The sequence below is a fragment of the Synechococcus sp. MU1648 genome, assembly GCF_023630615.1.
In the GTDB taxonomy this organism is placed as follows: domain Bacteria; phylum Cyanobacteriota; class Cyanobacteriia; order PCC-6307; family Cyanobiaceae; genus Parasynechococcus.
In genome coordinates, this window is record NZ_JAKUHI010000007.1 from 98,231 (window position 1) to 117,485 (window position 19,255).

At 60.8% G+C, this 19,255-nt stretch carries 19 protein-coding genes; 5 read left to right on the plus strand and 14 right to left on the minus strand.

Going from position 1 to position 19,255, the window contains the following annotated elements; translation table 11 throughout:
- Positions 1-167: 167 nt before the first annotated feature.
- Positions 168-350: a hypothetical protein gene (locus tag NCN06_RS09070; RefSeq protein WP_226397508.1), complete on the plus strand. Its 183-nt coding sequence runs from the start codon at positions 168-170 to the stop codon at positions 348-350.
- 19 nt (positions 351-369) lie between these two features.
- On the opposite strand, the gene NCN06_RS09075 is transcribed toward NCN06_RS09070, so the two are convergent.
- Positions 370-1,620 (minus strand): glycosyl transferase, encoded by a 1,251-nt coding sequence (locus tag NCN06_RS09075; protein ID WP_226397507.1) that lies wholly within the window; start codon positions 1,618-1,620, stop codon positions 370-372.
- Positions 1,621-1,689: 69 nt separating this feature from the next.
- Here NCN06_RS09075 and NCN06_RS09080 point away from each other — a divergent pair, with 69 nt between their 5' ends.
- Positions 1,690-3,429, plus strand: coding sequence for an alpha-amylase family glycosyl hydrolase (locus NCN06_RS09080; RefSeq protein ID WP_226397506.1), 1,740 nt, complete (start codon positions 1,690-1,692; stop codon positions 3,427-3,429).
- A complete protein-coding gene (locus NCN06_RS09085) occupies positions 3,426-4,217 on the plus strand; it encodes an HAD-IIB family hydrolase (protein ID WP_226397505.1) in 792 nt (263 codons plus the stop codon). The genes NCN06_RS09080 and NCN06_RS09085 overlap by 4 nt, the downstream gene beginning before the upstream one ends.
- Here the strand turns inward: NCN06_RS09085 and NCN06_RS09090 are convergent.
- The 11 genes from NCN06_RS09090 to gcvT all read right to left on the minus strand — a co-directional run bounded on the left by NCN06_RS09090 (position 4,214) and on the right by gcvT (position 16,688).
- Positions 4,214-5,770 (minus strand): APC family permease, encoded by a 1,557-nt coding sequence (locus NCN06_RS09090; protein ID WP_250398869.1) that lies wholly within the window; start codon positions 5,768-5,770, stop codon positions 4,214-4,216. The genes NCN06_RS09085 and NCN06_RS09090 overlap by 4 nt on opposite strands.
- A gap of 27 nt (positions 5,771-5,797) precedes the next feature.
- Positions 5,798-6,610, minus strand: coding sequence for an aminotransferase class IV (locus tag NCN06_RS09095; RefSeq protein WP_226397503.1), 813 nt, complete (start codon positions 6,608-6,610; stop codon positions 5,798-5,800).
- A complete protein-coding gene (locus NCN06_RS09100) occupies positions 6,607-7,905 on the minus strand; it encodes an anthranilate synthase component I family protein (RefSeq protein ID WP_250398870.1) in 1,299 nt (432 codons plus the stop codon). Before NCN06_RS09100 ends, NCN06_RS09095 begins: the two co-directional genes overlap by 4 nt.
- Positions 7,902-8,582, minus strand: a complete 681-nt coding sequence (queC, locus tag NCN06_RS09105) for a 7-cyano-7-deazaguanine synthase QueC (protein ID WP_115024628.1) — start codon at positions 8,580-8,582, stop codon at positions 7,902-7,904. The genes NCN06_RS09100 and queC overlap by 4 nt, the downstream gene beginning before the upstream one ends.
- Positions 8,579-9,433, minus strand: a complete 855-nt coding sequence (locus tag NCN06_RS09110; protein WP_226397571.1) for an NAD(P)-dependent oxidoreductase — start codon at positions 9,431-9,433, stop codon at positions 8,579-8,581. Before NCN06_RS09110 ends, queC begins: the two co-directional genes overlap by 4 nt.
- A gap of 183 nt (positions 9,434-9,616) precedes the next feature.
- Entirely contained in the window at positions 9,617-10,234 is a 618-nt protein-coding gene (locus tag NCN06_RS09115) for a 7-carboxy-7-deazaguanine synthase QueE (protein WP_226397502.1), read from the minus strand.
- Between the two features lie 9 nt (positions 10,235-10,243).
- Positions 10,244-11,893, minus strand: coding sequence for a CTP synthase (gene pyrG, locus NCN06_RS09120; RefSeq protein WP_115024624.1), 1,650 nt, complete (start codon positions 11,891-11,893; stop codon positions 10,244-10,246).
- 69 nt (positions 11,894-11,962) lie between these two features.
- The gene (locus tag NCN06_RS09125; protein WP_115094782.1) at positions 11,963-12,439 is read right to left on the minus strand and encodes a Dps family protein; all 477 of its coding nucleotides are present in this window, start codon (positions 12,437-12,439) and stop codon (positions 11,963-11,965) included.
- 29 nt (positions 12,440-12,468) lie between these two features.
- Positions 12,469-13,602 (minus strand): RpoD/SigA family RNA polymerase sigma factor, encoded by a 1,134-nt coding sequence (locus NCN06_RS09130; protein WP_226397501.1) that lies wholly within the window; start codon positions 13,600-13,602, stop codon positions 12,469-12,471.
- Between the two features lie 103 nt (positions 13,603-13,705).
- Entirely contained in the window at positions 13,706-15,535 is a 1,830-nt protein-coding gene (gene aspS / locus NCN06_RS09135; RefSeq protein ID WP_226397500.1) for an aspartate--tRNA ligase, read from the minus strand.
- Positions 15,536-15,584: 49 nt separating this feature from the next.
- Positions 15,585-16,688 (minus strand): glycine cleavage system aminomethyltransferase GcvT, encoded by a 1,104-nt coding sequence (gcvT, locus tag NCN06_RS09140; RefSeq protein ID WP_226397570.1) that lies wholly within the window; start codon positions 16,686-16,688, stop codon positions 15,585-15,587.
- 128 nt (positions 16,689-16,816) lie between these two features.
- On the opposite strand from gcvT, the gene NCN06_RS09145 reads away from it, so the two are divergent.
- Positions 16,817-17,029, plus strand: a complete 213-nt coding sequence (locus NCN06_RS09145; protein WP_115024620.1) for a hypothetical protein — start codon at positions 16,817-16,819, stop codon at positions 17,027-17,029.
- Positions 17,030-17,115: 86 nt separating this feature from the next.
- Positions 17,116-17,511 (plus strand): cyclic nucleotide-binding domain-containing protein, encoded by a 396-nt coding sequence (locus NCN06_RS09150; RefSeq protein ID WP_226397499.1) that lies wholly within the window; start codon positions 17,116-17,118, stop codon positions 17,509-17,511.
- On the opposite strand, the gene speB is transcribed toward NCN06_RS09150, so the two are convergent.
- Both speB and speE read right to left on the minus strand, forming a co-directional pair.
- The gene (speB, locus tag NCN06_RS09155) at positions 17,505-18,395 is read right to left on the minus strand and encodes an agmatinase (RefSeq protein WP_226397498.1); all 891 of its coding nucleotides are present in this window, start codon (positions 18,393-18,395) and stop codon (positions 17,505-17,507) included. The genes NCN06_RS09150 and speB overlap by 7 nt on opposite strands.
- On the minus strand, positions 18,392-19,234 hold the full coding sequence (speE, locus tag NCN06_RS09160; protein WP_226397497.1) for a polyamine aminopropyltransferase: 843 nt from the start codon (positions 19,232-19,234) through the stop codon (positions 18,392-18,394). The genes speB and speE overlap by 4 nt, the downstream gene beginning before the upstream one ends.
- Between the last annotated feature and the right edge of the window lie 21 nt (positions 19,235-19,255).

Consider the following 19,255-nt stretch of genomic DNA (forward strand, 5'->3'; position numbering starts at 1 on the left):
AGATCGAGTCATTTTTGTAATCACTATTACAGTTCTGCCCAAGGCTTTTGATTGCAGATTTTTGTTCAACGTTTGGATCGACGCAAAGATGGCCTTCCGTTTCAAATGAAACAATTCTTTTGCTTGCTCCTGCGCATGATTGTTTCGTCGATATGAGGGATTGAAAAATGCAGGAGCAAGTCAGCTTGAGTGTTGCTCAGCAGTTCGATCTTGAGCGGATGAATCGAGCCATAGAGTCAACGCTTGATCCACAGCAACTGCAGGTACTAGCTAAGCAATTGCTTCAGGCCTGGCACTCGCAACGTGCTGCAACGGCCTGGGTGACTCGGCAGCGTGAGCAGTTGGGCTGAATGTTGTAACTGCCTGGCTTTAGGCAGCCAGCTCAGAGGCAAAGCGTTGTGGGTGGTGGTTAGGCCGTTTCAGAGATCTTCGATCAGCTTGTCCAGCTTCAGCTAGATCAGCTTGCAGAGCTGAATTGCAACTGCGAAGTCGTGACCAGCTGGGCAGTTGATGCGCAATAGGTGCCTGCATCAGTTTTGCGAGGCCAGGCCGCAAGAGGCTTGCAAAGTTCTGAACAGCGAGTTCTTCGCCATGACGGTCGTAGGGCAGTCGGTTGATTGCTGAGTCGAGGCCGAACTGACGGACCCGATCTTCTCCAACCCGCCGATAGAGCACCTCCAACGTTGGCAGTTGGTCCATCGACATCACGCAGCCTTCGTGTTCCATTAGTCCACGCAATACGGTGCCGAAGATTTCGCCAGCCATGCGTTGCAGGCCTTCCGTCGGTTGATGGCCCAACTCCTTGTGCTTGTGGTCGAACAGCCCGAGATCAACTTGGGCAATTCGGCTGGAGGCCACATGGCGGTACACCTCCGAAAGCAGGCCAACCTCCAGCCCCCAGTCCGATGGGATGCGCAGATTCATGGCCAAATCGCTCGTAAAGGCGAATTCACCAGCGAGGGGATAACGGAATGACTGCAGATAGGCCAGGTAAGGGAGAGGCCCGAAAATCTGTTCCAGGCTCGCGAGCAACGGGCCAACAAACAGTCGTGTGGCGCGGCCTTGAAGCGCCTGGGTCTCAAGGGACAGGCGGCTGTAAAAGGCTTTGACGTAGGCAATGCCGTGGGATCGATCCAGCAGCGGGCGAAGCATGCGCTCCGGATACGCCGATCCAAAGGTTCTGATGTCGGCATCGAACAGGCCAACGACCTCAGCGTTTTGGCAAGCCACCCCCAGCCCCTGCCAGACGGCCCATCCTTTGCCTGGTGGCCCGGTCACATCGAGCCCCAGCTCGCCGACGGATTCGAGCAGTTCCCGAACCGCGGGGCCGTTGGTCCAGTGCACCCGTACCGGGAACGGCATCCCTTCAAAAAACTTTTCTGCTGCTTTGACGTCTTCGGGGCTGTTGGCCGCCAGCGCCACCACCAGCTCGTTGAGGCCCTTGAGTCCAGAGAGCGTTTCTCGGATCAGGCCGAGGGCCGGGCGGCTGAATTCCTCCATCAGGCAGGGGATCAGCAGCGTGGTTGGTCGCTGACTCAACTCCTGGTTAAAGGCAACTGCATCAAGATTGCCCAAGCTGTAGTCGTGAACGGTGCTGATCAGGCCCTGCTGAAAATCCATGTGGTGTTCGATGCAACAACAGAGGTCAGAGTCCTGCCCCATACCTGAACGGTGTTGAGGAGGAAGGCAATGCAGCCCCCGCGCGAAGAGACGCTGCGGAACCTGCTTGGCAATTTGTACCCGAATGATTCTTCCGGGGATGGCAAGGAGTTGTCGTCGCAATTGCTGCAGATCTTGAGCGAATCGTCTGCAGATGGCGATACCGAGACAGATGCGGTGCGACGTGTTGAGCGTTGGGATGGCCGCGCTGTGGTCTTGATCACCTATGCCGACACGATTGGTGATGACGGTGTGCCTGGTCTTCAAGCTTTGAAGTCCTTTGTGAATCGCCATCTGCACCCCTTTGCTGCAGTGATTCATGTGTTGCCGTTCTTGCAATCCACCAGTGATGGAGGTTTTGCGGTGGCCAGTCACACGTCTCTTGAGAAGCGTTTCGGTGATTGGAGCGACCTTGCTGCCCTGGCCCAGGGGAGACGGCTTATGGCCGATCTCGTTCTCAACCATGTTTCGGCGTCTCATCCTTGGGTGCAGCAGTTCATGCGGGATGAAGATCCCGGTCGCTCTTGTGTGCTGGAGGCTGCGCCCGATCCCTGTTGGTCGGATGTCGTTCGTCCCCGCAGCTCAAATCTGTTCACGCAGTTGAGGGGGCCAAAAGGTGCGCGTCAGGTCTGGACCACCTTTGGCCCGGATCAGGTGGATCTCAACTGGCGCAGTGCGGAGGTGCTGCTGGGCTTTGCCCGTCTGATGCAGCGCATGGCCCGGCATGGGGTGCGTTGGATCCGTTTGGATGCAGTGGGTTTTGTCTGGAAGCAGCCCAATACCTCATGCATTCATCTGCCTGAGGCGCATCAACTGGTCCAGGTGCTTCGCCTGCTCCTCGATCAGGTGGGACTGGATGGCGTTGTGGTCACCGAGACCAACGTGCCGGAGCAGGAAAACCTCTCGTACCTGAGAAGTGGTGATGAAGCGCATCTGGCCTACAACTTTCCACTGCCGCCCTTGCTGCTGGAGGCCAGCGTCAGTGGCCGCGCCGATCTCCTGAATGCCTGGTTAAGTCGATGGCCCGACCTTCCGCAGCAGACGGGGTTGCTCAACTTCACCGCCTGTCATGACGGCATCGGCTTAAGGCCGCTAGAGGGACTGATGTCCCAGAAACGTTTGCTTCAATTGTTGATCGGCTGTGAGCAACGGGGTGGGTTGGTCAGCCACAGGATGCTCAGTTCTGGAGAAGAAGTTCCCTACGAGATCAACATCAGTTGGTGGAGTGCCATGGCGGATGGGGGGATTGATCCCACCTATCTCCAACGGGAGCGGTTTCTGCTCACCCAACTCATGATCCTGGCCTTGCCAGGGGTTCCCGCGTTCTATCTGCCGGCGCTTTTAGCGGCTCCCAATGATCTAACTCGCTTTCGTCGGACGGGTCATCGACGGGATCTCAATCGGCCCCAATTCACGGCCCAGGCCTTAGAGCGACGCCTGGCGGATCCTGATGCCGATGCAACGGCGCTGCTTCCGGTCCTGAAGCGGGCGCTTGCCGAAAGGGCTGTTCATCTGGCTTTGCATCCTGATGCCCCCATGCAGGTGCTGAGCGCTGACCGCCTTGATCGCGTCATCCTGCAGCGTTCCTATGGGGGGGAAACGTTGGTGGCTGTTCACAACATGACGGCATCGCGGCTGAGCTTGCGCCTCGGTCGCTTGGGGGGCGATGTGAATCAGCCATGGGCCGATTGCCTGAGCGGTCATGTGTTCGCACCACATCAATTGCATTCGCTAGAGCCTTATGCGGTGCATTGGTTGGTTCAGCCATGACCGCGAAGGTCGAGTTGACGTGGTGGGTGGTGACCGATCTCGACGGCACGTTGCTGGATCACACCTACGACTGGTCTCCTGCAAAGGATCTGATCCGCCAGCTGCAACAGCGCAGGATCCCTGTGATTCCGTGCACCAGTAAAACGGCGGAGGAGGTGCGTGGCTTTCGCGCAGAAGCGGGGCTTCATGATCCATACATCGTTGAAAACGGTGGAGCCGTGCACGGTGAAACCCCTGAGGGGGATGCCTGGGAGTTGCCGCTGGGCCCTGGTTGGATGGAGCTGAAACCCCAGTTGCAGCATCTCCAGCGTGAGTTGGGGGAGCCGCTACGTCCGTTGGATGAACTCAGCGAGGAAGAAGGTCAGCAGTTATTGGGGCTCGGCGGCGAGTCGTTGCGCCAGGCCCAGCGGCGTTGCTGCAGTGTGCCGTTCGTTCCGCCCTCGGCGGAGGGGCGGCGCCGACTTGAAGCCTTAGCGCAGCGGATGCATCTCACGGTGGTGCAGGGCAATCGCATGGGGCATCTGTTGGGCCCTGACATCAGCAAAGGCAAGGCCTTGGCAACCCTGAAGCGACATTTGGGTGCTCAGCAGGTGAAGGTCTTGGCTTTGGGAGATTCTCCTAACGATCTGCCGCTGCTCGAGGTGGCCGATGTCGCTGTTGTTGTTCCAGGGCCTGATGGCCCCCACCCGGAGTTGTGTTCCGGCATCGCTGCTGGACGATTTCAGTTGGCCGGCGCCCCCCATGCCACCGGTTGGGATGAGGCTGTGCGCCGGATTCTCAGGATCTAGGTCGTGGAGGTGCCTTCCAGCTGGGCGTGGGGAGATGCTTCGGTCAGGGCGCAGAAGACCGCTAAGGGCATCACGCCAAGTGCTATGCCCGCCAGCACCAGCAGTTGCCCCGCCTGCGGTAGTTGCAGCAGACCTCCGTCGCCAAAGAGCTCGGTGTTCAGCACCAGAAGTCCTAAGTACAGCGGCCACCAGAGGGCCGAACGAACGTCCATGTCGATGCCTGTCCAACGGCGATGGACGACGAACAGCAGCGTTGGAATGCCGATGCAGAGCACAGCTCCTTCAAGGGCGCTTCGTCCACACCAGCTGATGGCCCAGGTGGCCATCACAAAGCTCAGGGGGCACAACCATGACGCCATGGGGAGTTGGTAGCCGCGGGGAGCATTCGGGAGCTGTCGCCGCAACGCCATCAAGCTGATCGGGCCAGTGGCCAGAGCGATGATCAACGTGGAGGTGAGAAAGCTCACGATGCTCTGCCACCCAGGGCCTACCGCCAGCATTAGGGCGCTAACCAGCGTGCTCAGGATCAGTGCAATGTGGGGAACCCCTTGGCGATTCAGCTGTCCTAGAGCTTTAGGGACGAGGCCGCATTCCCCCATCATCCAGCTGATTCGGGCTGAGACACCGACATATGTGAGGGCTGTCGCTCCCGGAGACACGACAGCATCAATCAGCAGCAGGGTGACCATCCAACTGAGACCGAGCCCCATGGCGAGAGCAACGACGGGGCCTCCATGGGCGCTCAGGCTGAGGCTGTGCCAGCCGTTGGTCAGCTGGTCAGGAGGAACGCTGACCAGAAAGCTGAGCTGCAGCAACAGATAAATCGCCAGACAAATTCCCAAGCCGAGCCCCATGGCGAGGGGCACATCGCGACTGGGCCTGCGCGCTTCCCCGGCCAGATCCATGGCGGTGCGAAAGCCCAGCAGGCTGAACAGCACTCCACCACTGCCAACGGCCTGAACAACATCGGCGCCCTGTGTTCCACCTACAGGAAGTCGCAGGTTGCCCCAGTGACCGCTAATCAGCATCAGAGTGATCGCGACGCCCACTGGAACAATCAGCTTCCACCAGGTGAGGTTGTCGATCCACCGCGCAAGGCTACGGACGCCGTTGAGATTGATCCAGCAGAGCAGGATCAGCAGCAGCACTGCCACGGCATGGCCAGCAAGGCTGAGTTCTTCGCCACCGTTGTGCTGGACGGTTAGCCAAGGCAGGCTCGATGAGAGGTATTCGAGCAGAGCCAGCAGTTCAACCGCTGGAAGTGCGACGTACGACAGCCAGACGGCCCAGCCTCCGATGAATCCAGACAGGCGGCCGTGGCTCAGCAACGGAATCTGTGCCAGTGCCCCGGAACTGGGGACAACCGATCCCAGTTCTGCAAAAACGAGTGCCAGCAGGAAGGCCATCAATCCGCCGACACTCCACGCCAGCAGGCTTCCTCCCCCCGCGAGTTTGGCGGTGAAGTAAGGCGCGAACAGCCAACCGGAACCGATGGTGCCGGTCACCACCGCCAAGATCAGGTTGGTGAGGCTGAGGTCACGTTGCAGTGCCATGGCGCCAAGCCGTTTGCCTCATCCTGATCAGTGGAGCAGGGATTGCCATACCTCCAATGCACCAGTCATTGCAGCCAAGGGTTTGCCGTTGTGGGATGCGATCGGTCGACAGCTGAGGCTGTTGATCAGAACGGCCTGATCATCTGCCTCGAACTCGGCCTCCAGCTCGGTTTCCATTGCAACGCCCTGGCTCAGAGCGCGGCCCCTCATCACGCCCGGTAGACAGCCGCTGCTGAGTGCTGGTGTGAGCCACTGTCCGCGACGCCGGATCAACAGGTTGGCTGCCGTTCCACAGCACATGGCCCCAGCAGTGTTCAAAAGCAGGGCATCGTCAGCCCCTTGCTCCTGCGCTTCCCTACGGGCCTGAATGGCTTGTCCGTAGGCGAATGTTTTGCAATGGCTCAGCCGGCTGGAGGCATTGCGGCGCTCATGGCGACTGGTGATGGTGTTGACGGCTGAAAACGTCGGCGTGTAGGGCTGGAGCGTGAGCCAAAAGCGGTGGTGTCCTGAGGCTGGAAGCCCGATTCCGCGCTGGGGTGTGCTGCCACGGCTCCAGTTGAGCCGCAGGGCTCCATCGGCTGCGTTCAGCTTGCTGCGTTGAATCGCGTCTTCAATCAGAGGCTCCAGCGTGTCGCGCTCGGGAGGTGCATCCATGCCCAGCCGCGCAGCACTGTCGCTCCATCGCTGCAGGTGCTCCTGCAGAAGTTGTGGCTGGCCGTTGCGGACCAGCACGGTTTCGAAGAGGCCATCGGCCAGGAGCAGGGCCCTGTCGTCGAGGGGAAGCTTCAGGCTTGCTGCAGTTCCCCATTGGCCATCGATCCAGGCAATGGATGAGGTCATGTCAGTGCCTCCAGCAGCGGCTGCAGTTTCCACATCAACTCCTCCGCTTCGCCGAGGGGATCCGAGTCGGCCACAATTCCGCAGCCAGCATGGGCTCGGAGGGTGTCGCCCTGTCGGAGGAGAGATCGGATCAGGATGTTGCTGTCGAAGCTGCCATCCCAGTCGATTCGGAGGAGTGATCCGCAGTAAGGACCGCGACTGGTGGGCTCGAGCTCATGCAGACGTTGGCATGCCCGCAGTTTGGGTGCCCCACTAATCGACCCCCCAGGCCAACAGGTTTCCAAGAGATCGACCCAACTCAACCCGGCTTTCAGTTGTCCCTCCACAACCGAAGTGAGGTGATGCACTGAGGCATAACTTTCGAGGCCCACCAGTTGGGGAACCTGGATTGAACCCGGCTGGCAGGTACGACCGAGGTCGTTCCGCAACAAGTCGACGATCATCACGTTCTCCGCGCGGTCTTTGTCGCTGCAGACAAGTTCTGCGGCGAGGTTCGCATCCTGTTCGGGTTCGGAATGGCGCGGCCTCGTGCCTTTGATCGGTCGAGTTTGCACGGCTCCCTGGGCACTCACCTGCAGAAATCGCTCCGGTGAAGAGGACAACAACGCTTCGTTTTGATCGCTGATGATCAGTCCTGCAAAAGGGGCAGGACAGGCGTTCCGCAGGGTGAGAAACAGCTCAATGGCACTGCTTTCCTGGGGCCAGGCTGTGCTGCAACACGCCGTGAGATTGGCCTGGAAGAGATCGCCGGCTGCGATCAGATCACGGATGCGTTGCACGCCTGCGGCGTACTGCTCTGTTGTGGTGTGGTGACGCCATGCTGCGAGCGGAATCGATACGGTCTCGGCCCTGGGTTGCTGAGCGCTAGGGACCAATTCTTGGGCCAGGCTCTCGAGAGCAGCCGTGCTGGTGGCTTCGATCCACACCTTGCGCTGTTGGAGATCAAATCGCAGCACCGGATCGTGGCGGGCGATCCAAAGCGTGGCCATGCCATCGCTGGCCCAGGGGTTTCCTGCTTCCACCCAAGCGGCGGCTTCGTAGCTCAGCCAGCCGCACCAATGTCCTGGGGCTAGTCCACGCAGAGCGTTGAAGGGATTGGTCGCTCCTGGTTCTCCGGGGAGGCCCCGGCAGCAGATGATCTCCTGGGGGGCGACGGCCAGGGTTGCCCATCTGCCCAGCTCACTTCCGTCGCCATCCAGCCATACCAGGCCTTGTTCTCCATGCTTGGCCCTGAGGATTCGGGCCATGGCTTGGGGCTCCTGCCAGGGCAGTTCACACCGCTTTGGGCTGATCATTCAATCGCTTGGCTGCAGAGGTCCGGCCGTCCTGCCTCCCGCAGTGCCGCATCACGGATGCGGCAGCTGTCGCACACGCCGCAGGGAGAGCTGCCTCCGCCGTAGCAGCTCCATGTGGTTTCGATCGGCACGCCCAGGCGTAGTGCCTCTTCCACGATGCGCGTTTTGCTCCAGTGCACCAAGGGGGCCCACAGCTTTGTGCCACGACCTTCTCGCCCTGATTTGCTTGACAGAGCCGCCAGCTCCTGGAACGTGTCGAGATAGTCGGGGCGACAGTCGGGATAGCCGGAGTAATCGACAGCATTCACGCCAAGCACCAGCCGTTCGGCGCCCCTGGCTTCGGCCAGGCTGAGTCCGACTGCAATGAAAACCGTATTGCGGCCGGGCACATAGGTGGTGGGGATGATTCCCTCCTCCACACCTTCGGTCGGAATGCTGATCGTTGCATCGGTGAGCGCCGAGCCCCCCCAGCTGGCCAGATTCACAGCGATGCAGTGGTGTTCCGCCAATCCAAGGTGCTGTGCGACGGCAGTGGCGGCGTTCAATTCGCGGCGATGCCTCTGGCCATAGTCGAAGGAAAGGCCGATGACACGATCGCCGGCTTCAAGTGCAAGAGCTGCAGCTGTGGCGGAATCCAGCCCTCCTGAGAGCAGAGCAATCGCGGTGCGTTGACTCATGGCAAGACGGTGAGCTCGTGCAGTGCGCAGTAGTCCTGCTCGTCCAGGTCGGTGCCCTTGGCTTGCTCAAGCAGGCTGAGCAAACCGGTGAGCCCATGCTCTTGGAGGCCAGCGGTTGTGGCTTCCTCCAGGAACAGGCGTAGGTCTTTGCGCAGCAAGGCGGTGCTGAAGTTGGGATCGGCGTAATTGTGATCAAGCATCCGTTGCAGCTTTTTGTCGAAGGTGGGGGCGTACAGCGCTGACGTTCGCAAGATATTCATGAACGTCTCCACAGGGACACCGGCCCGTTGGATCAGTTGAAGGGAAAGGGAAAAGCTATGGGTAAGGCTGGCGATCAATTGATTGAGGGCCAGCTTGGTGGCAGCGCCGCTGCCAACGGGGCCCACGAGGAGGGGCTCTTGGGATAGATGAGAGAGAAGCGGTTGTTGTTCTTCGAAGACTTGGGCTTCGCCGCCGGCCATCACCAGCAGTGATCCGTTGAGCGCTTGTGGTTTGCTGCCGAGTACCGGGGCTTCGAGATAGTGCCCCCCTTGCTGAGCGGCTTGTCTGGCCAGCGACTGACTTTCTGTGATCCCCACAGTTCCCATCGTGATCAAGGTGGAGCCATCGAGGGGTCCGATGTCTTTTAAGACTGCGGCTGTGACCGGCCCGTCGCGCAGCACAGTGATCACGCTGTTGCAACTGTGTGGGGCCTCACAGGGGCTGCTCAGGGCTTGGGCGCCTGCGTCGATCAAAGCGTTGGAGCGTTCCTGGGAGCGGTTCCAGACGAACAGAGAAACGCCTTGTTGTAGGAGGCGTCGGCCGATGGCTTCGCCGAGCAGACCGGTGCCTAGCAGAGCAACGCTGCGCATGACTGGAAAAGGGTGAACATCAAGCTGGACTACTTGATCGAGCTCGAAGTAGTCGACGTCGTTGATGGCGCCATCGTTGCCGTGTTCGCGGCGCCTTCTGCGGCGAATGAACGTGGACATGGCTGCCGGTTAGGCCGAACAACCCGAGTGGAGACGGGAGCTAACGATCACCAGCCTATGAATTCACCGCACCCCCAGCCATTTGTGGGTTTGCAGGCTTAGGCGCCAGGTTGGATTCTGCCGAACGTGCTCAATCGCGAGTTGCTGTCCCTCGGGGCTGTTCCAGCCGGGTTGAAGGTAGTGAAGCGCCTCCCCCTGGCCTGCTTGCGCCATTCCATCAGCGAAGTGCAGATCTGCAGCCGCATGGATCACCACCTTGAGCTCTTGCATGCTGTCCAGCACTCCCTGCAGGGGGGGCTGGTGTCGCTTGGGGGAGAGCGTGATCCAGTCGAAGCGTCCGCTCAGCGGATCCACCCCACTGGTTTCCAAGTGCAGGGGGAGGCCACATCGCGCATCGAGTGCCTGGGTGAGTGGATGGAGATCGTGATGCAACGGTTCCCCACCAGTGATTACAACGAAGCTGGCCCCCTCGTCGGCGGCCATTTTGGCTGCCTCAGCCAAGTCATCGATTGGATGCTCAGGGTGCCCCTGGGTGGGCCACGAGTGCTTGGTATCGCACCAGGGACAGCCCACGGTGCAGCCGGCTAATCGAATGAAGAAAGCGCTGCGTCCGGCATGGTGGCCCTCCCCTTGAAGGGAATGAAACGTCTCCACCACAGGGAGGGGCGAGGCATCAGCCATGGATCGGGCTCATGGGATGGCAATGTCTCCTTGCTGACGCAGGGCCTGGGCGGGCGAGTCGGGTAGTCGTTGTTGTGCCGCTTCGATCAACCCCCGGAACAACGGATGTGGTTTTCCTGGGCGGGAGAGGAATTCCGGGTGGTACTGGCAGGCCGTGAAGAAGGGATGCCCTTTCAGTTCGATCAGTTCGACCAAGCGTCCATCCGGTGAGGTGCCGCTCACCACGTATCCGGATTCCAGAAACAGATTGCGATAGGAATTGTTGAATTCGTAGCGGTGACGGTGACGTTCGTAGACCACCTCCTCTCCGTAAAGCCTCTGGGCCAGGGTGCCCGGAGCAATTCGGCAGGGATACACCCCAAGCCGCATCGTGCCGCCGAGGTCAACCACGTCCTGCTGTTCCGGCAGGAGATGAATCACGGGATGCGGGGTGCCAGCATCCAATTCGGCACTGGTGGCTTCCGTGAGACCGGCCTGGTTGCGTGCCCATTCGATCACTGCGGTTTGCATGCCGAGGCATAGCCCCAGGAAGGGCACGCGTTGTTCCCGGGCCCAGCGGATGGCGGCAATTTTTCCGTCAACGCCACGGTTGCCGAAGCCACCGGGCACCACCACGGCATCCATTCCGCGCAGGAGTGCATCGGCACCGTCGGATTCAATCTGTTCCGCGCAGACCCAGTGCAGGTCGAGGGAGGCATCCTGGGCAATGCAGGCATGCTGCAGTGCTTCGACAACGGAGAGATAGGCGTCGTTCAGCTGGACGTACTTGCCCACCAAGGCCACCTTCACCGATGGGCCGGGATTGCGAAGGTTGTGCACCAGCTGTTCCCATGCCGCCATATCGCTGTCATGGTCTGCCAGGTTCAGCACGTCCAGCACTTCCCGGCACAGCCCCTCCTGTTCGAGGGTCAGCGGAACGGCATAGATACTGTCGGCATCCAGGGAGGGAATCACGGCGCGGTTTGGTACGCCGCAGAAACCGCCGATCTTCCGCTTGAGATCGTCACTGATGTCGCGATCACTGCGGCAAACGAGGACATCCGGTTGGATGCCGATGGAGCGCAGTTCTTTGACCGAGTGCTGGGTCGGCTTGGTTTTGAGTTCGCCGGAGGTGCCGATGAAGGGCAGCAAGGTGACGTGGATGTAGGCCAGATCGTTGCGACCCACGTCTCCTCGGAACTCGCGAATGGCTTCGAGAAAGGGCAACGATTCGATGTCACCGACGGTGCCGCCGATCTCAGTGATCACCACATCGGCGTTGCTGTTGGACGCAACCCGGTGGATGCGCTCGCGGATTTCGCCGGTGATATGGGGAATGACCTGAACGGTGCCGCCGTTGTAGTCGCCGCGGCGTTCTTTGTTGATCACCGATTGGTAGATCGAGCCTGTGGTCACGCTGTTCAGCCGTGACATCGCCGTGTCGGTGAAGCGCTCGTAATGGCCGAGGTCGAGATCTGTTTCTGCGCCGTCTTCGGTGACGAACACCTCCCCATGTTGGAAAGGACTCATCGTTCCCGGATCCACATTGAGGTAGGGATCCAGCTTGAGGATCGAAACGTCGTAGCCCCGTGACTTCAGCAGCCGGCCGAGGCTCGCCGCCACGATCCCTTTGCCAATGCTGGAGACCACACCACCAGTGATGAAGACGAATTTGGCCATGACCTGCCAGGCGATTCTTCAAATTACCTGGCGTTGGTCGTGTGCTCCAGAGGCCAGGCGATGAATGCTCTAACTGTCGAGCAAGCTCCGCAGCATCCAGGCGGTTTTTTCATGCACCTGGAGGCGTTGGGTCAAAAGGTCTGCACTGGGTTGGTCGTCTGCCGCGTCAGCTAGAGCGAAAACACTGCGCGCTGTTCGTGCCACCGCTTCATGGCCCGCCACCAGCTCTCGCACCATGTCCAAGGCAGCTGGATTTTGCTCGGCTTCAGTGATGGATGACAAGGCCGCAAGGGTGCTGCCGCCATGGGGGGCCATCAGGCCAAGGGCTCGGATTCGTTCGGCAATCTCATCCAGTGCTGTCCAAAGCTCGGTGTATTGCTCCATGAACATCAGGTGCAGCGTGTTGAACATCGGCCCAGTGACATTCCAGTGGAAGCCATGGGTTTTTCCGTACAGCACATAGGTATCCGCCAAAAGCCGGCCCAGTCCATCGGCGATGGTGCTGCGCTGCTCTTGCGAGAGGCCGATGTCGATGTCCATATCCATGGAGTGGTGGGGACAGGTGGGCTTTGGGTTTAGGAATCCAGGCCCTGGATGTAATCGCGGACTTTGCTGCGGCGTTGGGGTTGTCGCAGTTTGAGCAAGGCGCGGGTTTCGATCTGACGAACGCGCTCCCTGGACAGTTTCAGTTCTTCTCCGATCTGGGCCAGCGTTTGGGGCGTGTCGTCCTCCAGCCCAAAGCGGCGTCGAAGGACAGCAGCCTCCCGACTGGTGAGTTCATCCAAGAGATGTTCCAGATCGTTGTGGAGTTCGTCGTGGGTGAGGGTCTGCTCAGGGGTGGCATGACCGTCTTCGATCAGATCCCCGAGCTGGGTGTCCTGTTCGCGGCCGACGCGGGTGTCTAGAGAGACGGAGCGGGGCACCCTGGCCAGGGTCTGGCGCACGGTGTCCTCACTGATGCCTAGCTCTCTCGAGAGATCCGCGATTGAGGCGATGCGTCCTTCGTTGCTCGCAATCTCTTGCTGGACCCGCTTGATCCGGTTCAGTTTTTCGGTGACGTGGACCGGCAAACGAATGGTGCGGCTCTGGGTGGCGATGGCCCTGGTGATGCCCTGACGGATCCACCAGTAGGCGTAGGTGCTGAAGCGAAAGCCACGGGTGGGATCGAACTTTTCCACCGCCCGTTCCAGTCCGAGTGTCCCTTCCTGCACAAGGTCCAGAAGTTCCATGCCCCGCTGCTGATATTTCTTGGCTACAGCCACCACAAGCCGCAGGTTGGCCTGAATCATGTGGTCCTTGGCCCGCCGACCGTTGCGGAGGGCAAGCTTTAAGTCTTTGGCCTCCAGTTGTGCCTGCTCAGCCCAGACTTGGTACCCCACGTCGATTCGCTGCTGCAACTCCGGCAAGGGCAGTCCGGCCGCCCGGGCCCATTCCTGCTTGGTCGGCCAGTGGCTGTGCTGGTTCGCTTCGCGGCGTTGCAGTTCTTCGAGACGATGCAGTTCCCCGATGGCCGCATGGCTTTCGGCCAGATCCCTTTGCTGGTGCAGTAGGGCTTCGCGGCGTTGCACCAGACGCGCCAGCATCACCTCCTCTTCGTTGGTGAGAAGGTCGACGCGGCCAATGTCCTGGAGATAAAGCCGCAGCAGATCCGTCGTACCGCTGCTGCGGCGCTCACGGGTCCCCCCTGTCCGTCGGGGCTTACTGGGCAAAAGCTGGCCTTGGTGAACTCCAACTTCAGGGTTCCTCGCCGTTGACTGCGGTGCGACAAATGCGCTGATTCCCTTCGGGATCTGTTCAGTCCAGCGGCAGAGGTCAGTCCTCCTGGTCGGGCTCCACCCAGGTGCTGGCCACATGCAGTTCCTCCAGCTGCTTGTCGGCCACGCCACCAGGGGCATTGGTCATCAGGCAGCGGGCTTGCTGGGTCTTGGGGAAGGCGATTGTGTCGCGGATCGATTCCTCACCGGCCAGCAGCATCACCATGCGGTCCACACCGAAGGCCAGGCCTCCATGGGGAGGCGCGCCCACATCGAGAGCATCCATCAGGAAGCCGAACTGCTCCTGGGCCTCCTCGAGTGGCAGGCCAACGGTCTGCAACACCTGGCGCTGCAGTGCGGAGTCGTGGATGCGAAGGGATCCACCGCCGAGCTCCAAACCATTGAGAACGAGGTCATAGGCCTGGGCCCGAGCACCCGGGAGGGTGTCAGCCCATTGCGACGCATCGCTGCCGAGATCCTCGGCGTTGGGAGCGCAGAAGGGGTGATGCAGCGCCTCGTAGCGGTTCTCGTCGCTGTTGAACTCGAACATCGGGAAGTCCACCACCCAGAGGAAGTTCCACTGGTCGTTGTCGCGCTCGGCCTTGACCATGCCCAGCTCTTTGGCCAGGTACTGGCGGACGCGATCCAGGGCCTTGTTCACCGTGGCGGTGTCGCCGGCGCCGAACAGCAGCAGCGTGCCGGGTTTTGCGCCGGTGCGGCTGAGCAGCTCCTGCTTCTGCTCGTCGCTGAGGTTGTCCTTGATCGCACCGATCGTGTCGATCTCGCCGCCATCGCGCACCCGGATGAAGGCCAAGCCACCGGCACCGGCTTTCTGAGCTTCACTGAACACATCGCCGCCGGGCTTGATCCGCACGTTGGAGACGGCGTCGTTGCCGCCGGGGACGGCGATGCACTTCACCGATCCGCCGGACTTGACGGCACCGCTGAATACCTTGAAGCCCATGTCTTTGACGATGTCGCTGACGTTGGTGAGCTCCATGCCGTAACGGGTGTCGGGCCGGTCTGTGCCGTAGCGGTCCATGGCGTCATGCCAGGTCATGCAGGGGAAGGGCCGCGGCAGCTCGATGCCCTTCACGGTCTTCCAGATGGCGCAGATCAAAGCTTCGTTCAGCTCCAGGATCTGCTCCTGATCCATGAAGCTCATCTCGATGTCCAGCTGGGTGAATTCCGGCTGGCGGTCGGCCCGCAGGTCTTCGTCACGGAAACAGCGGGCAACCTGGTAGTACCGCTCAATGCCACCCACCATCAGCAGCTGCTTGAACAACTGAGGGGACTGGGGCAGTGCGAACCATTCACCGCCGCAGACTCGGCTGGGCAGCACGTAGTCGCGGGCGCCTTCGGGTGTGGAGCGGGTGAGCACCGGTGTTTCCACCTCGATGAAGCCTTCGTCCTCCAGGAAACGACGGGCGGCTTGGATCGTTTGGGCCCGCAGCCGCAGGTTGTCGTTCATGCGCGTCCGGCGCAGATCCAGATAGCGGTGCCGCAGCCGCAGTTCCTCGCGGGTGTTCTCCTCGTCGTGCACGGACACAGGGAATGGCAGGTTGCCCTTGACGCTGTTGAGCACGGTGATGCCGCTGGCCAGCACTTCCACGGCTCCCGTGGCCAGTTTGTCGTTCAGGGATTCGGCGGGGCGGGCTCGCACTTTCCCCTGCACCTGCAGCACGGTTTCGCTGCGTAGATGCTCGGCGACGGCGAAGGCGTCGGCCCCCAGATCTGGGTCCACCGTGATCTGCACCGTGCCGCTGCGGTCCCGCAGGTCGATGAAGATCACCCCACCGTGATCACGGCGTCGATCCACCCAGCCGCACAGTTGCACCTGCTGATCGATGTTCTGTTCGCGCAGGTCACCGCAACCGTTGCTGCGCATGGGATGTCTCAACTGGAGAAGAGCGAGTTTCCCACAGCAGCGGTGAGGTTCAGGCTCGTCTGTAGAAGGGCTTGCGAACAACCGTTGCCGGTTGGGCCTTGCCGCGGATCTCAACACTCAGTTCAGTACCGACCTTGGCGAGGGATCGGGGCACGTAGGCCAGGGCGATCGGTTCTTCCAGGGTGGGCGACCAGGTTCCACTCGTGACGATCCCGACCGTCTCCCCGTTGTGCATGACGGGGTAGTCGTGGCGGGCGATCGCACGACCCTGAAGCTTGAGGCCCACCAGGCGTTTGGCGGGGCCGGATTCCGCCGCCTGCTCCAGAGCCTGTCGGCCCACAAAATCCATGGGCATTTCGAGGTGCACGAGCCAACCCAACCCTGCCTCGAAGGGGTTGGTTTCGTCGGTCATGTCTTGGCCGTAAAGGTGCATGGCGGCCTCCAGGCGCAAGGTGTCCCGCGCCCCCAGGCCGCAGGGGGTAACGCCGCGATCCAACAAAAGCTGCCAGAACTTTTGTCCGTCCTCGGCGTTGAGCAGCAGCTCTGCACCGTCTTCGCCGGTGTAACCCGTGCGAGCACTGAACACCGGTTGGCTTAGGCCGTTGAGTTTGAGCATCCGGTGGCCAAAGCGGGGCAGGCAGCTGAGGTCTTCGCCGCTCAGTTCCTGCAGCAATGGCATGGCCTCAGGTCCCTGAAGCGCGAGCAGCACCCCTCCGTTTTTGATGTCAGTCACCGTAAGGCCAGCGGGTTCCATCTGGTCACGGATCCAGGCGGTATCGCTGTCGGCGCAGGCGGCATTGATCACTAGCACCAACGCACCCCGTTCAGCATCGATGGCGCCGCAGTCGTAAACGATGAGGTCGTCGCGAATGCCGCCTTGCTCGTTCAGCAGAACGGAGTAGCAGGCTTCGCCGGGACCGATGCGGTGCAGATCGCTGGGGATGAGCCGTTGCAGCGCATCCTTGGGATTGGCACCTTCGAGGCGCAGCACCCCCATGTGGGAGATGTCGAACATGCCGACCCGTTCGCGAACGGCCTTGTGTTCTTGGATGAGGCCGCTGAATTGAACCGGCATCTCCCAGCCGGCAAACGGCACCATGCGGCCACCAACACTGCGGCAGAGCTCGAATAGGGGAGTGCGCTGCAGAGACATGGAGGCGGCCGTTGCGAAGCGCATTCTTATGGAGGGCTTCACCATCCGGAAGGGAACCCGGAAATCCGCCCTTTGCTGCGGTCCGTTTCCCAAACCGTCACTACTGTTGGCGGACTCAGATTTCCTCCTTGGCCAACAGCCCTTGCTGTCGCAGTTGTCAGCACTGCAGCCTTGCTGCAGGGTCGAAAGGCTGGTGCCGTTTGCGTCGGCTGGAGGTGCATGCCGAACTTGCGGATCTCGTGGTCTGTCACCACTGGACTCCCCGTACCCCCAACCTTCCGGTTCTGCAGAGCATCGGCGTTGGTGAGTGTCAGCTGGAACTGGATCGCAGCTTGAGTTGAGCTCGGATCGAAGAATTGGCTGTGCCCTCTTTGACTGTCAGCATCAAAAGGTCATTGGATACTCCATTCATTCAAGGTTTTTGACGTTGTCTGCCTCAGCTCCGCTGACTCCTTTGGAACTCATCCAGGAACAGCCTGAGGTGGATCGCCTGATGTTGCCGACCGGCACAACCGTCTTCCGAGCAGGGGAGCCTGTGCAGTTCATTCATGTGATTGAACGTGGATGGATGGAACTGAGCAGTGGTCCGTTGAACCGCATTCGGTTTGGTCGCGGTGAATTGTTTTTCTATGAGGATCTGGTGGATCCCACCGAGTGTCACAGCCGTGATGCCACGGCTGTGACACCTGTTTCGCTGTTCCGCCTCAGTCGTTCCAACTTTCTGACGCTCATCCACCGGCACCCAACACTGGTGCTGCAACTGCTCAGCAAGCAACACAGCCGTTTGCGGCAGCAGCGGGTTGATGCGCGCCACTTCTATTGATCGGCTCCTAGGAGGAGCAGAAGGCTGCGGGTCACCTTGGCGGCCAGTACGGAGCTGATGCCACTGGTGTCGAGTTGTGGGGCCAGTTCCACAACATCGGCAGCCACCAGATGATGATCTCGGAGGATCTTCACAAGGCTGGCGAAATCAGACCAGTGGTAACCGCCGGGTTCGGGTGTACCAGTTCCAGGAAGAACGGAGGGATCGAACCAGTCCAGGTCGACGGTGAGGTACAGGGGCCTTCCCCTTAAGGGAGAGAGTGCCTGTTGAAGGGCATCGATATCTGGCATCAGTCGACCGCTCTGGTGCAGTTCGTTGAATTCCTCCCGCGTTCCACTGCGGATCGAGAGTTGAAACAGCGTCTGGCTTGGAAGGATGTCCAAACAGCGGCGCATGGCGCAGGCATGGCTGTGGCGCGCCCCCAGCCAGGTGTCCCTGAGATCGGCATGGGCATCCAGCTGCACCAGCACCAGGTCGGGGTGGTGTTGGGCAACGGCCTCCACGGCTCCGGAGCTGATCGAATGCTCCCCTCCCAGCATCAGGGGCTTGAGGTTCAGAGCAAGCACGGCTTCGGTCGCCTGCTTCACCTTGGTCAGAACGGGCTCAGGGTTGCCGAAGGGAATGTCAACGGCACCAAGATCCGCAAAGTCGAGATCATCGAGATCCAGGTCGAGTTGCGGGCAATAGGTCTCCAGGCCAGTGCTGACCTCCCGAATGGCGGCGGGTCCGAAGCGGGTGCCCGGGCGAAAGGAGGTGGTGCCGTCGTACGGGACACCAAAGAGGCCGACGCGGCAGCCGGCAGGGTCGCGTCGGGAGCCCATGAAAATGGTTCCGTCGCTGTCAAACAAACCGTCAAACAGCCCGCTCGGCGGCATTGAAGTCATGACTGCAACTCCCGTTCGATGAAGGCGGGCATGGCATCCATGCCCCCCCGTTGCCAGCGCGGTGACCAGATTTCACAGCCTGCGGCGATGGCCTTGCTGCGCTCGGGATCGGGAGTGCGGTAGCGGGGGGTTCCCATTGAGGCGAAGGTCCAGCTCCACCAGCCGCTGGGGTACATCGGCACCCAGCCATAGAGCGGGTCGGCGTGGTCAAACACCTCGCGCAACAGCCGGATCATGGCGATGTGGACATCACGGAAGGCTTCAGGTGACTCGCTCTGCGTGCCGAAGACCCCGCCGGGTTTGAGCAGACGTCGGCAGTTGTCGAAGAAAGCGCGATTGAACAGGCCTTCGGCGGGTCCGGCGGGGTCAGAGCCATCCACCAAGACAACGTCATAGCTCTGGTCGTCAGCCTCAGCGGCCCAGGCGATGCCATCCCCCACCGTGAGCTGGAACCGCGGATCGGCCCAGGCGGATCCACCGATCTCGGGGAGGTGTTCTCGGCTGAGGTCCACCACCCGCCCGTCGATTTCCACCATGTCCAGCTGCTGGACCCCTGGATGGCGCAGGCACTCCCGGGCGGTGCCGCCGTCTCCCCCGCCGATCACCAGGATTCGCTCAATCGAGCTGGCACTGCATAGCGCTGGGTGCACCAATGCCTCGTGGTAATGGCGCTCCTGCTGTTCCGCTGTCATCCAGCAGCCATCGAGCAACAGTCCCCGCCCATAGCGCTCACTGCGAATCACGCTGATCCGCTGGAACGGACTGCTCTCCTCGACCAGAACCTCTCCCTTTAATCCGTAGCGGACGCCGCGGTGTTCTTCATAAATCCAGCTGCTCATGGGCTGCGGTGGGCATCTCTC